The following is a 12,680-nucleotide window of genomic DNA, read 5'->3' on the forward strand; positions in this document are numbered from 1 at the left end:
GGGCGCCGGCCGGTCGCTGCGCTGGTACCGGGCGGGACCGCGCCACGCTCGCAGTCTGCACGTTGCTCAACGCCACCTGGCGCGATACCCGGCCCGGCAACAAGTCGCAACGGCGTGATGACGCCCCGAAGTGTGGCGTGCGCACTTCTGCGCCAAGTACCTACGTACTAGGCCATTACTTACTCAGGCGTACGACCATCACTTAGGGCCATTACTGAGATACATCGGCGTGTCGGGCCATGAGTGGCACATGACCCATGTCCAATATGGTGCATTCATCGCTATGCGCAGCCCTCGTACATCCCCTGACCTCGCGCCATAAATGATCAGATTGTTCCCTCGACCCTCTCCGATTTCATATGGTGTGACTCCAGTTACTGCTGCGGCTGGGGAGGGCGGCGGTGCGAGATCCACAAGCCGAACCCTCGGATCTCATCCGAAGCGTTTCGAGGGCCCTACGAGTGCTGGAGGCGGTTGGCCAGTCGCCCCGTGGTCTGACAGTGAAGCAGATCGCGCGCCGATGCGACTTCACCGTCGCCACCACCTATCACTTGGTGCGAACTCTGGCGTACGAGGGTTACGTGATCCGCAGGGAGAACGGCACCTACGTCGTCGGCCTGGAGATCGCCGACCGCTACCGCGAGCTCGTGCTCGCCTTCCGCGGGCCGAGCGCCGTCGTCGACCGCCTGCGCCGTGCGGCGGCCGAGACCGGGTACTCGCACTATCTCGGCCGCTTCGTGGGCGGCCGGGTGGCGGTGACCGCGATGGCCGAGGGGCCGCGTACCCCGCCGGCGGACGACCTCGTGCCGGGCTACGACGAGGCCGCGCACGCGACCGCGCTCGGCAAGGCGCTGCTCGCCACCATGAGCGCGGACCAGCGGTGGCGGTTCCTCAAGGAGTACGGGATGCGCGCCTACACCTCGGCGACGCTTACCTCGCCGGAGGCGCTGGACTCGGACCTGGCCGCGGGCGACCGCCGGGGAATGCAGATCGAGATCGGGCAGTTCCGCCCGGGCCTCGCGTGCGCCGCCGTGATGGTGATCAACGACCGCGACCAGGACCGGCGGGTGGTGCTGGCGTGCGCGCTGCCGCCGGCGGAGCTGATGTCGTCGGCCAAGGTGGTGCGTACGCGCCTGCTGGCGACGGCTCATCACCTGGCGACCGTTCTCGCCGAGTGACCGCTTTGGTCCGATAAGTCGAGCGCTTCGCGCCGCGGCTCATCGGATTTTTCGGTTATGCCGGAATCCCGCGCCGCCCGTGGCGCTGTCGCATCCGCGACATGTCTACTCCACCTGAACCTCTCTGCGTATTAGTGCGTAGAAGCTGGTGGAAGGGTTCGGAAACATAACGAAGCGTGAGTAGAGACGATGCTGACCTGCTGAAGGCGCTCCACACCGAGCACGGCGACGCGCTGTTCGCGCACACCCTGCGACTGACCGGCGGCGACCGCCAACGGGCCGAGGACCTCGTACAGGAAACCCTGCTGCGGGCCTGGCAACACCCGGAGGCGCTCGACCCGGCCCGTGGCTCGGTCCGAGCCTGGCTCTTCACCACTGCCCGCAACCTCGCCATCGACGCGTGGCGAAGACGATCGGCGCGGGTGGGGGAGGTGTACACCGACCAGATGCCGGAGACTCCGGTGGTGGTCGACGAGACCGAGCGAGCGGTGGAATCCTGGGTGATCGCGGATGCGTTGACCCGGCTCTCCCGCCCGCACCGCGAGGTCCTGGTGGAGTGTTTCTACCAGGGGCGCTCCGTGGCCGAGGCGGCGGAGCGGCTGGGCGTGCCCGCGGGCACGGTCAAGTCGCGCACATACTACGCACTGCGTTCGCTGAAAGTCGTCCTAGAGGAGTTGGGGGTGACGCAATGAGGTGTGAGCACCTCCATGACTCGGCCGTCTACGTGCTGGGGGCGTTGTCGCCGCCCGAGCGCGAGGCATACGAGCGGCATCTCGCCGACTGTGCGCAGTGCCGTGCGGAGGTGGCGGAGTTCTCCGACCTGCCGGGCCTGCTCGGCCGGCTCGATCCGGAGATCGCCGCACAGATCGCCCTGGCGTCAGACGACGACTCTCCGGACGCGGACGGGCCGCCTTTTTTGGCCGATGCGGGGCTCGCCCGGGCGGGCGGCGCTCACTCCGAGCGCGACCTGACCGTCCCGGGCCAGCGCTGGGCCGGTCCTACCGTCACGCCCGATGACGGCCCGGCCCTCAGCCCCGCCGACTCGCGCTGGGCCGGCCCCACCGCCGTGCCCGCGCCCACGCCCGTCAACGGCAGCGCCGCCGACCCGCTGCTGCCGCGCGTGCTCGACCGCGCCCAGAACGCCCGCCGTACCGCCCGCCGCCGCCGTCGCTGGCAGACGGCCGGCACGGCGCTCGTGGCCGCGTTCCTGGGCGTGCTCGCGGTGATCGGGGTCCGCGCCGCAGGGGTCGGGCAGCCGGACTACGAGTCGATGCGCGAGGTGGCCGCGACCGTGCCCATCAGCGCGTCGCTGGCCGTCTCCTCCGACTCGGCCGGGGCGACCGTGCGGATGCGGTGCTCGTACAAGAACGGCGAGGGCGACGAGTACGCGAAGTGGTCGTACACGCTCGTCGTGGTACCGAAGTCCGGGCCGGCCGAGGAGGTCAGCACCTGGACGGCGCGGCCGGGGGACGAGATGGAGCTGTCGGCGCACAGCGGCATCAAGGAGTCGAACATCGACCACATCGAGATCCGCAAGGGCGACGGGACGCCGCTGCTGTCCCTGCGTACCTGACGCGAAGGCCCGTCTCACTCACACCGCCACGGCGGCCGCTTCCTTCGAGGCGGCCGCCGCGTCGCGTTCGGGCCTGTCCGGCGATGGCCACTTCCTCGCCCCGTGGGCGGCCACTTCCTCGCCCCGTGGGCGGTCGCTTCCTCGCCCCGTGGGCGGTCGCTTCCTCGCCCCGTGGGCGGTCGCTTCCTCGCCCCGTGGGCGGTCGCTTCCTCCCCTGCGGGCGCCGCTTCCTTGGCCCACGGTGCGCCCGCCTGTCCGGCGCGGTGGCCGCCTTGTTCCGGCTCGGCCCGCTGGGTCCGCGCGGCTTTTGCGCGTTTTCTTCGGCTATTCGCGCACGCTCACCGCGGGTTCACGCACTGCGGCCGTCGCGTGGCGTTCCGCTCGGTTGCGGCGCGCGACGCGGATGGCGTCGAAGCTGAACACGGCGAGCGCGCCCCAGACGATCACGAACCCGGCCAGCCGCGCGGGCGGGAGGGGCTCGCTGAAGACCGCGACACCGATGATCAGCTGCAGGGTCGGGGTGAGGTACTGCAAAATACCCAGCCCCGAGAGCGGCACGCGGTTGGCGGCCTCCGCGAACAGCAGCAGCGGTACCGCGGTCAGCACGCCGCTGCCCGCCAGCATCACCGAGTGCCACGCGGAGACGGTGCCGAACGTCGACTGGTGCTGGGTGGTGAGCCAGGTGAGGTACACCAGCGCAGGCAGCATCAGAACGCCCGACTCCAGGAACAGGCCCTCGGCCGCGGGGAGCCCGAGCCGCTTCTTGACCAGCCCGTAGCAGCCGAAGGACGCGGCCAGCGTGAGCGCGATCCACGGCAGGTGCCCGTAGTCGACGCTGAGCACGACCACCGCGACCGCGCCGATGCCGAGCGCGGTCCACTGCAGCGGGCGGAGGCGCTCACGCAGGACGAGCACGCCGAGCAGGATGACGAAGAGCGGATTGATGAAGTACCCCAGGGAGGCCTCCACCACCCGGTCCGTGTTCACCGCGAAGATGTACACGCCCCAGTTGACGGCGATGAGGACCGCCGCGGCCGCGAGCCCGGCCATGCGCTTGCGCTGCCGCAGCAGCTCCCCGATCCGCCGCCAGTGGCGGATGGCGACGATCACGAGCGTCATCGTCACCAGCGACCAGACGATGCGGTGCGCGAGCACCTCGACCGCGCCGGCGGGGCGGAGCGCATGGAAGTACAGCGGGAAGACGCCCCACAGCACGTTGGCGGTGAACGCGGAGAGATATCCACGGCGCAGAGGGTCCACGCGCTACACCGTATGCCTTCAACGGTAAGGGGCGGGTCCGGAACCCACCCCTCACGCAATGTCCTTCGTCACCGGGTCCGGCCTCAGCGGTAGTCGCGGTACCCCTGGTTACCGTTGCCGTAGCCCTGGTTGCCGCGGCCCTGGCCCTGCTGGTACCCACCGCCGTACTGCTGCTGCTGCGGCGGGGGCAGGCGGCGGTCGTAGTCGCGGTCGTCCCGCTTGCGCTTCTTGTCCTTGCCGTCCGGAACGAAGAAGTTGAGCAGCCAGCTGACCACGCCGATGAACAGCGCCCCGAGCACGGCGGTCGGCCAGAACTTGTCGACGTGGAACGGCAGGTCGAGCGCCTCGGCGATCTTGCTCGTGAGCAGCAGCAGCGCCCCGTTCACGACGAGCGAGACGAGCCCGAGCGTGAGGATGTACGCGAAGCACCCGATCGTCTTGATGATCGGCCGCAGCACCGCGTTGACGACCCCGAAGATCACCGCCACCACGACGAGCGTGAGCACCTTGCGGCCGGTGTCGCCCTCAACAGTGATCCCCGAGATCACCAGCGTCGCCAGCCAGACCGTGAACGCACTCACAGCGAGCCGGATGAGGATTCCCATGCGGGTGATCGTGCCACGTACCCGCCAGTCCGGAACACCCCGCTACGCCCCTTCTTGCGCCAGAGTTCTCCGCCGAACCGCCCATGGATTCGGACGACGCCCAGCCCGACGCCGCCGTCCGATGCCCCTGCTCGGATACGTCCCGCGCAGTGACCACCAGCCAGCAACCCGATCCCCACGGTCGGACGCGGGCGGAGGCCGGTCTGCACGGGCGCGCTGACGAGTCTGACGAGCCGATTCGGAGCCCATCGGCGCCGCCGAGCCGTACGGCTAGGTGCAGGCTCGACAGGCGGCCGACCGTCACTGCGGGCGCGTGGTCGATCGGCCGCTGATCGGCACGGCTAGGCGTCCGCGGGTCGATCTGCAGCAGTGGTCCGGGCCGCTGATGTGCGTGCGGCAGGCGGCGAACCAGGCCGCCCGATCTGAGTGGCGGTCAGCGGTCACCCCGCCGGTCTGTGCGCCGCGGTCAGCGCGCGGGGCCGATGGTCTGCGCGCCGCGGTCGACGGGCCGGGCCGCCGGTCTGCGCGCGGCGGTCGACGGGCGATGCCGCCGACGTGCATGCGGCGGTCAGCGCGCCGGGCCACCGAACCGCGTCCGGCGGTCAGCGGGCGAGGCCGCCGACGTGCGTGCGGCGGTCAGCGGGCCGGGCCGTCGGTCTGCGCTGGGCGGTCAGGGGGTCGGCCGCCGATCCGCGTGCGGCCCGTCGGCGTGCCGGCCGCCGACGTGCACGCGGCGGTCAGCGGGCCGGGCCGCCCGTCAGCTGGAGTTCGATCGGGGTTGTCGACAGCCGGGTCCAGCGCACCGTTTGCCGGTTCACGACCACGCCCAGCATCTCGGGGTCGATCTTGGTCAGCCAGGCTTCCGAGGCGCCCAGGCCCAGGGCGTCGCCGGCCAGGGCGGCCTCGTGCGGGCTCAGGGGCTGCAGCAGGGCCAGGTCGGAGCGGATCAGCAGGTCGACGTCCGCCGTGGTCAGCTCGTCGCGCAGGAACAGGACGGTGCGCCAGGCGCTTTCCGGCACGAGGGCCGCCCGGGCCGGGACCGGGCCGACGTCCACGACCAGTAGCTGGGGTCGCGTCGCGGTGGCCGGCGGCGGCTCGGGCAGGCGACCCGGCGGCACCACGGCCAGGGCCTCCGACGGGCCCAGCCCCCGCTGGAACGGCTCCCACGCGCGCGGCCGGGACGACTGCACCACTACCCGCGCCCCGGTCGCCAGCGCCCGCAGGACGACGAGCTGAGCGCACCTCGGCCCGCCGATCAGCGTCGCCCGCGTCGGCTCGGGCCGGAACAGCCGCACGACCATGGGCTCGCCGCGGCGGTTGATGCCGATCATCACCCCCTCGCCGCCCACGATCGGCGCGGCCGCCGCCAGCCGTGGGACGCTCACGGTGACCGGGTCCCCGCCGCCGGGCGCCAGCCCGTCGTGCCCGGACAGGAGGCCGGCGAGCAGTGCATCGTCGCCGGGCGGGCCTCCGCCGAGCGGCAGCGTCGCCGCCAGCCCGTCCAGCTGCGCCCCGTCGAGCCGGGTGACCTGGGCCCCCATGCCCTCGGCCAGCCGCCGCAGCGCCGCGACCGCGTGCGCCAGCGTGGCCGCACTCGGCGCCGCCAGCCGCACCACGAGCTCGGCCCGCACCGGTGGCCCGCCGGCATCCGGGGTCGTTGCCGTCCCGCCAGCCTCCCCGGCCGCGGAAGCCGTGAGCGACAGGGTCGTCACCGAAGTCGGCAGCACCAGCAGGCGGCTCGTCAGGGAGCCCTCATCGGGCCAGCGCCGTACGCGGAACGCGGCCTGGTGCAGGTCGCCGATCTGCACGCCCGACCACGTCTCGCGCACGGGATGGGCCGGGTCGTGCTGGGCCGCCTCCGCGATCGCCGCCAGGGCCGACGGGGCGGACAGCGGGCGGGTCGGCAGCCCCGCCTTCGTGAGCAGGCGCTGCACGCGGCGCAGCGCCGCCAGGAGTGACCGCTCCAGGTCCGCGCGCCGGTAACCGCCCGCGCGGCGCACCCGGACGGCGATGAGCACCCGCTGGTGCGCGAGCACCCGGCCCTCGGTGAGCTGCCGGTACGACGTGGCGGACGGCGTCGCCGACGGGGCCGGGGCCGTTACCGCGCTGACGAGCAGTTGGACACGCACCTCCGGCACGTCCCGCGCCGGTGTCGGCAGCAGCGCGCTCAGCGGCGGCAGCGGGGGTAAGGCGGTGCCGAGCAGGTCGGACACGGCGCCGACGCGCACGATCGCGGCCAGGCCGTCGGTGTCTTCGAGGACGCCCACGTCCGCGCCGTCCACGTCGAGCGTCGACGTCGCCGCGCCCGGGCGGACCAGGGCGAGCAGGCCCGGCGGCCCGGCCCCGGGCGACAGGCCGCGCCGGCGGAGCGCCCACCGCGGGCGAACTGCCCACCGCGGCCCGGCCCCAGGCGACGGGCCGCGCCGGCCGACCGTCCACCGCGGGCCTTCGCCGATCCAGCGCGGCCGGAGCCGCAGGACGGCCGTCGCCGCGAGCACCACGGCCAAGGGCAGGGCCACCAGCGCCCACGTGCGGCCGAGCGCCCAGGCCGCGACCAGAAGGGCGGCCGCACCCTGAGCGAGCACTATTCGCGTTCGCGCCGACATATCGCCCCCCGCCAATGAAGTGGACGGGCTTATCGTATGGCGCCGGTATGACAGTTTTGGGGGGCCGATGGCGTCGCGGCAGGACCAGCTGCAGTCGTACCAGTTCATGGTGCAGCGGGTGGTCTCCGCCCTCGTCGTACGCGACACCGACCCAGCCCAGCCGCCATTTCGCCGGGTCGCGGGCGCCACGCTCGTAGGTGTCCTGCTCGCCGCGCTCGGCGCCGGCGGCGCGGCGGCCGTGGCGGCGCTGCACCCCGGGAGTTCTGGCAAATGGCGCAACGACCGTGCGGTAATCGTCGAGCAGGAGTCAGGAGCCCTGTTCGTGTACCGCGACGAGGTCCTCCACCCCGTGCTTAACCAGGCGTCCGCGCTGCTCATCCTCGACGCGGCCGGTGCGCCGACGGTTGTCGTACCCCGTTCGGCGCTGTCGGGCGCGCCGCGCGGTGAGACGCTCGGGATCCCGGGCGCGCCGAGTTCGCTGCCGCCCGCGTCCGCGCTGCTCAAGGGGCGCTGGGCGGTGTGCTCGACACCTGTGGGCTCGGTGCTCTTCGTGGGTGGGGGACCTTCCGGCGGTACCGCTGCGGGGGAAAAAGGCCTGCTCGTAAGCGCCGCGGACCGGCAGACCTATCTGCTGTGGCACGGGTTCAAGCACCTCATCCGGCAGCCCGCGGCGGCGCTGCCCGCGCTCGTCTGGTCGGCGCGGCCGCCGGTGGAGGTGGCGCAGGCGCTGGTGCACGCGGTACCGAGCGGTACCGATCTCGCCACCCCGGACGTCGCGGATCGCGGCGCGCCGGTGCCCACCGGCAAGATCGGGCAGCTGTACGGCGTCACGGCCGGTCAGCGCACGGACGCGTTCATCCTCACCGCGGACGGGCTCGCGTCGCTCACGCCGCTGCAGGCCCAGCTGCTGCTCGCCGCGCCCGAGACGCGCAGCGTGCAGCCCGGCGGAAAGTTCCTGCCGCTCAGCCCCGCGGAGTTCGCCGCGCTGGTGCAGGGCCGGCCGGTGAGGGCGTTCGCACCGGACCCGGGCGGAGACGGTGCACTGCCCTCCGCGCCGCCGGAGCTGGTCGATGGCCTTCCGCATGCCGTGTGTACCGCCGATGCTCTCACAATCGACCCCAAGCTTCCGGACCTCACGCACACCGTGCGCACGGCCGCGGCCACGACGGAGGGCACGGTGCTCGCCGACCGCGTGCTGGTGCCGCCCGGCTCCGGCGCGCTGGTGCGGACCGACTCGGGGGTGCTCACCCTGGTCACCGACCTCGGACGGCGCCACACGGTGCCGGTGCCCGATGCGCTGGGCGCGCTCGGGTACGGCGCCGAGCAGCCCGTCGCCGTGCCGAGCGAGATGGTCGCGCTCCTGCCCGCGGGGCCGGCGCTCGACCCCGGCGCGGCCGGCGCGGTCGCGGGGTGACGCCGGTCGGGCGCTCGACCCCGGCGCGGCCGGCGCGGTCGCGGGATGACGCCGGTCGGGCGCTCGACCCCAGCGCGGCCCGCGCGGTCGCGGGATGACGCCGGTCGGGCGCTCGACCCCAGCGCGGCCCGCGCGGTCGCGGGATGAAGCCGATCAACAGGCCGATCAGTAGTTCGTCAGCACCAGGTCGAAGCTCGCCCGCGCGGACGCGCGCAGGTTGATGTCGCGGCGCGTCGCCATGCGCGTCGCGCGGAAGCCCTCGTAGATCCGCCGGGTCGCGTCGGTGTCGCTGTTCGTCATCGTCAGCAGCACCCCGCGCCGCGACGCGTCGTGCATTTCGGCCGCCAGCCGGTCGTGGTCACCGTCCCGGAACTGCCCGGGGGTGTACCTCTTGAAATCCGCGAACCCACCCTCCGGCAGATACGGAGGGTCCAGGAACACCCAGTCGCCCGCGGCCGCCTCGCGCAACGCTTCGGCGAAGTCGCACAGGCGCACATCGGCCCCGGCGAGTGCCTGGGAGGCTTCGAGGAGCGTTTCGCGGCGATAGTACGGCCGGTCATAGGCTCCATAGGGAGTGTTGAACCCGCCGCGGCGGTTGACCCGCCACAGGCCCCGGAACGCCGTCTTGTTGAGGTAGATGACCCGGGCGGCCCGCTCGACCGGGTCCAGGCTCGCCGGGTCCTGGCGCCGGACGAGGGCGAACTGCTCCGGCGTGTTCGCCATCGCGTCCAGGCGCTCCATCACCGCCTCCGGCTGCGCCGCGACGGCCTGGAAGCAGGCCACGAGCTCGGGGTTGGCGTCGGAGAGCACCGCCTTGGCCGGGCGCAGCTCGAAGAAGACGGCCGCGCTGCCCATGAAGGGCTCCCAGTACCGGCCGGTGAAGGGCGGGGCGGCGGCGACCAGCTGGGCCGCGTACCGCGTCTTGCCGCCGGCCCACTTGATGAACGACCGGCCCTCCGCCATGCCGGACATCTTAGAGGGGCGAAATGCCGGAAGTTATCCACAGCGCAGGTTTGGGTCTGGTGGCGGATCGGCGGGCGCCGATACGGTCGGATCAAATCCCGGGTCGCATTGCCCGGTGTCTATGTCCAGGACGAGAACGGGGTGAATTACCGGTGGCGCAGACGACACAGGCGCAGCAGGCCGAGCTCAACGCGGCCGCGCAGCGGTTCGAGCAGGTCAATGGCGAACTGCAGAGCATGCTCGACACGCTGATGCGGGAGCTGGAGGTGACCCGCACGGGCTGGCAGGGCGCCGGCGGGCGCACCTTCGAGCAGGTGAAGCTCGCGTTCAAGACCGACCAGGACGTGCTCAACCGCAACCTCCTGGAGACGTCCGAGGGCCTGCGCACCGCGGGCCGGAACTACAACGCGACCGACATCGAGGCCGCGGGCACCATGCGCCGCGCCGGCAACACCGACCTGTCCGCGCTCGGCGGCTGAACCCGGAGGCCTTCATGGACGACACGCTGGTAGTCGATTTCGGCGCGCTGGAGCACGCGAGCCAGTCCATCCAGAGCGCGCTCAACACGCTGCACTCGCGCCTCGACGAGGCGTCGCAGCTCGGCAAGCGCCTTACGGCGAGCTGGCAGGGCGACGCCAAGGACGCGTACGCGTTGCGCCAGGCGAACTGGGAGCGCGCCGGCGGCGACCTGGCCCAGATGCTGCGAGACATCAAGGTGGGCGTCGAGGGGGCGATGCAGCGGTACCAGGAGACGGAGGCGCGCAACACGCACCTCTTCCCGGGCCGCGGCTGACCGCCGCTCGAGGGCGGCGCTTCTCCCGGAGAGGCGCCGTCCTCGTGTGCCGCGCCCTCCTGGAGGACGTCGGCTTCGTCGGCCTTGCCTCTTCGAGGGCGTCGCTTCGTTTGGTGGTGCTTCTTCGAGGGCGTCGCTTCGTCTGGTGGTGCTTCTTCGAAGGTGCCGTCTTTCGTCCCTGGCTGCGCTCTCCTGGACAGGCGTCGTCCTCGTCAGTCGCGCAGGCCGGGGCGCCAACTCCGGCGACGGCCCCGAGGCAGGATCGCGGCCAGGGTCACCGCCAGCAGGATCGCCGACAGGCCGCTCAGGGCCCAGGTCAGCGACGTACGGGTGGCCGTGGCGCGCTCGGCCGCCGTGTCGTCGCGGGCCGGCCGGGCCAGGGACCGGGCGGGCGGGTTCGGGGAGGCGCCGGTGCGCTCGGTGAGCGCGCGGTACGGGTTCAGCAGGCCGGCGCCGTAGCCCGGGCCCGCGTGGCCGCCGTCCGCGGTGGCGATGAGCTGGGCGGCGACCTCGGGGGCGGAGAGCTCCGGGCGGTACTGGCGAAGGAGCGCGGCCGCCGCCGACACGAAGGGCGCGGCGAAGCTGGTGCCGTCCATGGTCGCCCAGCCGTCCGGTGTTGCCGTCGTCACAATCTGGGCGCCGGGGGCGACGAGATCGACGTACGGGCCGGTCTGCGAGGTCGGGGCGCGCTGCCCGTCGGCCGCGACCGAGCCGACGCCGATGACGCCGTCGTACGCCGCCGGGTACGGGGTCTGGTTGCCCTGCTCGGCGCCGTTGCCCACCGCGGCCACGACCACGACGTCGCTGTCCCGCGCGAACGCGATGGCGTCGCGGACGGCGGCATCGTCGGAGTACGACACCAGCGACAAGTTGATGACCCGCGCGTGGCGGCCGACGGCGTCGCGGATCGCGGCGGCGAGGCCGGCCGGGGTGCCGCGGCGGCCGGTCAGGGTGCCGTTGTCGGCCTCGACCTGCTCGCTCACGCGCAGGGCGAGGATCGTGGCGGCCGGCGCCAGGCCGCGAAACGGCGTGGCCGGGGACGGGCGGGCCGCGATGATGCCCGCCACGCCGGTGCCGTGCCCGACGCAGTCGAGGACGGATTCGCCCCCGTCGAGCTGGTCGGGGCCGGGCTGGACGGCGCCCCGCAGCTGCGGGTTGCGCGGGTCGACGCCGGAGTCGATCACCGCGACCACGATGCCGTGGCCGTCGGCGAGGGGGTTGAGCCTTGCTTGGTCGTACCGCTGCAGGGGCCACGGCACCCCCGACGGCGCGGGCGCGGGCAGGTGCGGTCGGCTCGGGCAGGTGCCGGGCGCCCAGGCGTGCGCGATCGGGCTCATGCCGAACATTGCCGCAAAAACCGACAAAGCCGCCAAAGCGGATAGCGCGCGCCGGCGAGCCATGTGCGTCATGCTAGGCGCTGAGGCATCGATGGGCTGCCCCGTCGCGGTGCTCCTGTAGTCCGTCTCGGCCGGTTCAGACGTCGAACGGCCCGTATGGGGTGCCGCGAATGAGACAGGCCTGTGAGCCCCCCGCGTTCGATCGCTATGCTGGCCGGAGCGCTTGCCCGCGTCGCACCCCTCGAATTGCCGTGGCCATATAGGTTAGGTTTCGGCGACGCGGCGGTTTCGAGCCCGAAGAGGGGGTGGCCGTTGAGCGAGTGGGAACCGGCCACCGAGGCCGAGGTCGCCATGCGTGATGCGCTGCGCGCGAACGACCAGGAGCAGTACTTCCGCATCCTGGCGCGCACAGACGTCCTGCTGCCGATCGCACCCGACAAGTCCTCGGGCAACGACGGCGGGTGGGGCACATGGACCACCGAGGGCCGCACACATGTGCTGGCTTTCACATCGACGTCCGCGCTGCAGGAGTGCCTCGCGGGGCACCCGGGCACGCACCGCCGTGTGCCGTTCCGCGACCTCGCCGGGATCTGGCCCAACGTCGAGTGGTGGCTGGCCGTCAACCCCGGCCTGCCCGTCGAGGGCTACCTGCCGTCGTGGTTCGTGACCCAGATCAGCCGCGGCGACGTTCGCCTGCCCGGCCGCACCCTGGGGGCGCGGGCGCGCATGGAGCAGGCGTCCTCGCGGACCCGGGCGACGGCCCAGGTGCCGGTGCGCGGCGTGCCGAACCAGCCCGCGCCCACGCCGATCGAGCGCCAGCGCCTGAAGGCGGCCGAGTCGGGCCCCTCGGCCCCGCCGGCGTCGACGGTGCCGCCGCGGCGTGAGGTACCGCCGCCGGATGTTGCGCCTCCGGGGGCTTTCCTGCCCACCCGGGCGGATCGTCCGATCAAC

General features: G+C 72.8%; 11 protein-coding genes and 2 pseudogenes. 7 read left to right on the forward strand and 6 right to left on the reverse strand.

All coding sequences use genetic code 11. The features are described from left to right. Nucleotides 1-401: 401 nt before the first annotated feature. The 3 genes from ACPPVO_RS00990 (at nucleotide 402) to ACPPVO_RS01000 (ending at nucleotide 2,751) form a co-directional block, all read left to right on the forward strand. Nucleotides 402-1,178 (forward strand): IclR family transcriptional regulator, encoded by a 777-nt coding sequence (locus ACPPVO_RS00990; protein WP_426509258.1) that lies wholly within the window; start codon nucleotides 402-404, stop codon nucleotides 1,176-1,178. Between the two features lie 197 nt (nucleotides 1,179-1,375). Next, nucleotides 1,376-1,870: a sigma-70 family RNA polymerase sigma factor gene (locus ACPPVO_RS00995; protein ID WP_360368678.1), complete on the forward strand. Its 495-nt coding sequence runs from the start codon at nucleotides 1,376-1,378 to the stop codon at nucleotides 1,868-1,870. After that, nucleotides 1,867-2,751, forward strand: a complete 885-nt coding sequence (locus tag ACPPVO_RS01000; protein WP_426509260.1) for an anti-sigma factor family protein — start codon at nucleotides 1,867-1,869, stop codon at nucleotides 2,749-2,751. Before ACPPVO_RS00995 ends, ACPPVO_RS01000 begins: the two co-directional genes overlap by 4 nt. Before the next feature lie 324 nt (nucleotides 2,752-3,075). Here the strand turns inward: ACPPVO_RS01000 and rarD are convergent, their stop codons facing one another. The 3 genes and pseudogenes from rarD to ACPPVO_RS01015 all read right to left on the reverse strand — a co-directional run bounded on the left by rarD (nucleotide 3,076) and on the right by ACPPVO_RS01015 (nucleotide 7,201). After that, on the reverse strand, nucleotides 3,076-4,011 hold the full coding sequence (gene rarD / locus ACPPVO_RS01005) for an EamA family transporter RarD (protein WP_426509261.1): 936 nt from the start codon (nucleotides 4,009-4,011) through the stop codon (nucleotides 3,076-3,078). Nucleotides 4,012-4,268: 257 nt separating this feature from the next. Next, nucleotides 4,269-4,616: pseudogene (locus ACPPVO_RS01010) on the reverse strand (phage holin family protein); the annotation flags it as partial. A 737-nt stretch (nucleotides 4,617-5,353) separates the two neighbouring features. Then, complete coding sequence (locus ACPPVO_RS01015; protein WP_426509263.1) at nucleotides 5,354-7,201, reverse strand: type VII secretion protein EccE; 1,848 nt, start codon at nucleotides 7,199-7,201, stop codon at nucleotides 5,354-5,356. An 88-nt stretch (nucleotides 7,202-7,289) separates the two neighbouring features. Between ACPPVO_RS01015 and eccB the strand changes: the two genes are divergently transcribed. Continuing rightward, nucleotides 7,290-8,636, forward strand: a complete 1,347-nt coding sequence (eccB, locus tag ACPPVO_RS01020; protein WP_426509264.1) for a type VII secretion protein EccB — start codon at nucleotides 7,290-7,292, stop codon at nucleotides 8,634-8,636. Between the two features lie 165 nt (nucleotides 8,637-8,801). On the opposite strand, the gene ACPPVO_RS01025 is transcribed toward eccB, so the two are convergent. Then, nucleotides 8,802-9,599, reverse strand: a complete 798-nt coding sequence (locus ACPPVO_RS01025) for a DNA adenine methylase (protein WP_426509266.1) — start codon at nucleotides 9,597-9,599, stop codon at nucleotides 8,802-8,804. A gap of 152 nt (nucleotides 9,600-9,751) precedes the next feature. Between ACPPVO_RS01025 and ACPPVO_RS01030 the strand changes: the two genes are divergently transcribed. Both ACPPVO_RS01030 and ACPPVO_RS01035 read left to right on the forward strand, forming a co-directional pair. Next, the gene (locus ACPPVO_RS01030; protein ID WP_426509268.1) at nucleotides 9,752-10,078 is read left to right on the forward strand and encodes a WXG100 family type VII secretion target; all 327 of its coding nucleotides are present in this window, start codon (nucleotides 9,752-9,754) and stop codon (nucleotides 10,076-10,078) included. A 14-nt stretch (nucleotides 10,079-10,092) separates the two neighbouring features. Further along, on the forward strand, nucleotides 10,093-10,392 hold the full coding sequence (locus tag ACPPVO_RS01035) for a WXG100 family type VII secretion target (RefSeq protein WP_426509270.1): 300 nt from the start codon (nucleotides 10,093-10,095) through the stop codon (nucleotides 10,390-10,392). 212 nt (nucleotides 10,393-10,604) lie between these two features. Here ACPPVO_RS01035 and mycP read toward each other — a convergent pair whose 3' ends face one another. Then, a complete protein-coding gene (gene mycP / locus ACPPVO_RS01040) occupies nucleotides 10,605-11,792 on the reverse strand; it encodes a type VII secretion-associated serine protease mycosin (protein ID WP_426509272.1) in 1,188 nt (395 codons plus the stop codon). A gap of 249 nt (nucleotides 11,793-12,041) precedes the next feature. Between mycP and ACPPVO_RS01045 the strand changes: the two are divergent. Further along, nucleotides 12,042-12,341, forward strand: a pseudogene (locus ACPPVO_RS01045) (SseB family protein); the annotation flags it as partial. Between the two features lie 32 nt (nucleotides 12,342-12,373). On the opposite strand, the gene ACPPVO_RS01050 reads toward ACPPVO_RS01045, so the two are convergent. Beyond that, the gene (locus ACPPVO_RS01050; protein ID WP_426514956.1) at nucleotides 12,374-12,658 is read right to left on the reverse strand and encodes a hypothetical protein; all 285 of its coding nucleotides are present in this window, start codon (nucleotides 12,656-12,658) and stop codon (nucleotides 12,374-12,376) included. Nucleotides 12,659-12,680: the final 22 nt, after the last annotated feature.

Origin of the sequence: Dactylosporangium sp. McL0621 (genome assembly GCF_049995355.1) — a bacterium.
Lineage (GTDB): Bacteria > Actinomycetota > Actinomycetes > Mycobacteriales > Micromonosporaceae > Dactylosporangium.

Coding starts and splice junctions, on each gene's coding strand:
- eccB (WP_426509264.1), top strand. CDS start 7,290: ATGGCGTCGCGGCAGGACCAGCTGCAGTCGTACCAGTTCATGGTGCAG.
- mycP (WP_426509272.1), bottom strand. CDS start 11,792: ATGGCTCGCCGGCGCGCGCTATCCGCTTTGGCGGCTTTGTCGGTTTTT.
- ACPPVO_RS01000 (WP_426509260.1), top strand. CDS start 1,867: ATGAGGTGTGAGCACCTCCATGACTCGGCCGTCTACGTGCTGGGGGCG.
- ACPPVO_RS01035 (WP_426509270.1), top strand. CDS start 10,093: ATGGACGACACGCTGGTAGTCGATTTCGGCGCGCTGGAGCACGCGAGC.
- ACPPVO_RS01025 (WP_426509266.1), bottom strand. CDS start 9,599: ATGGCGGAGGGCCGGTCGTTCATCAAGTGGGCCGGCGGCAAGACGCGG.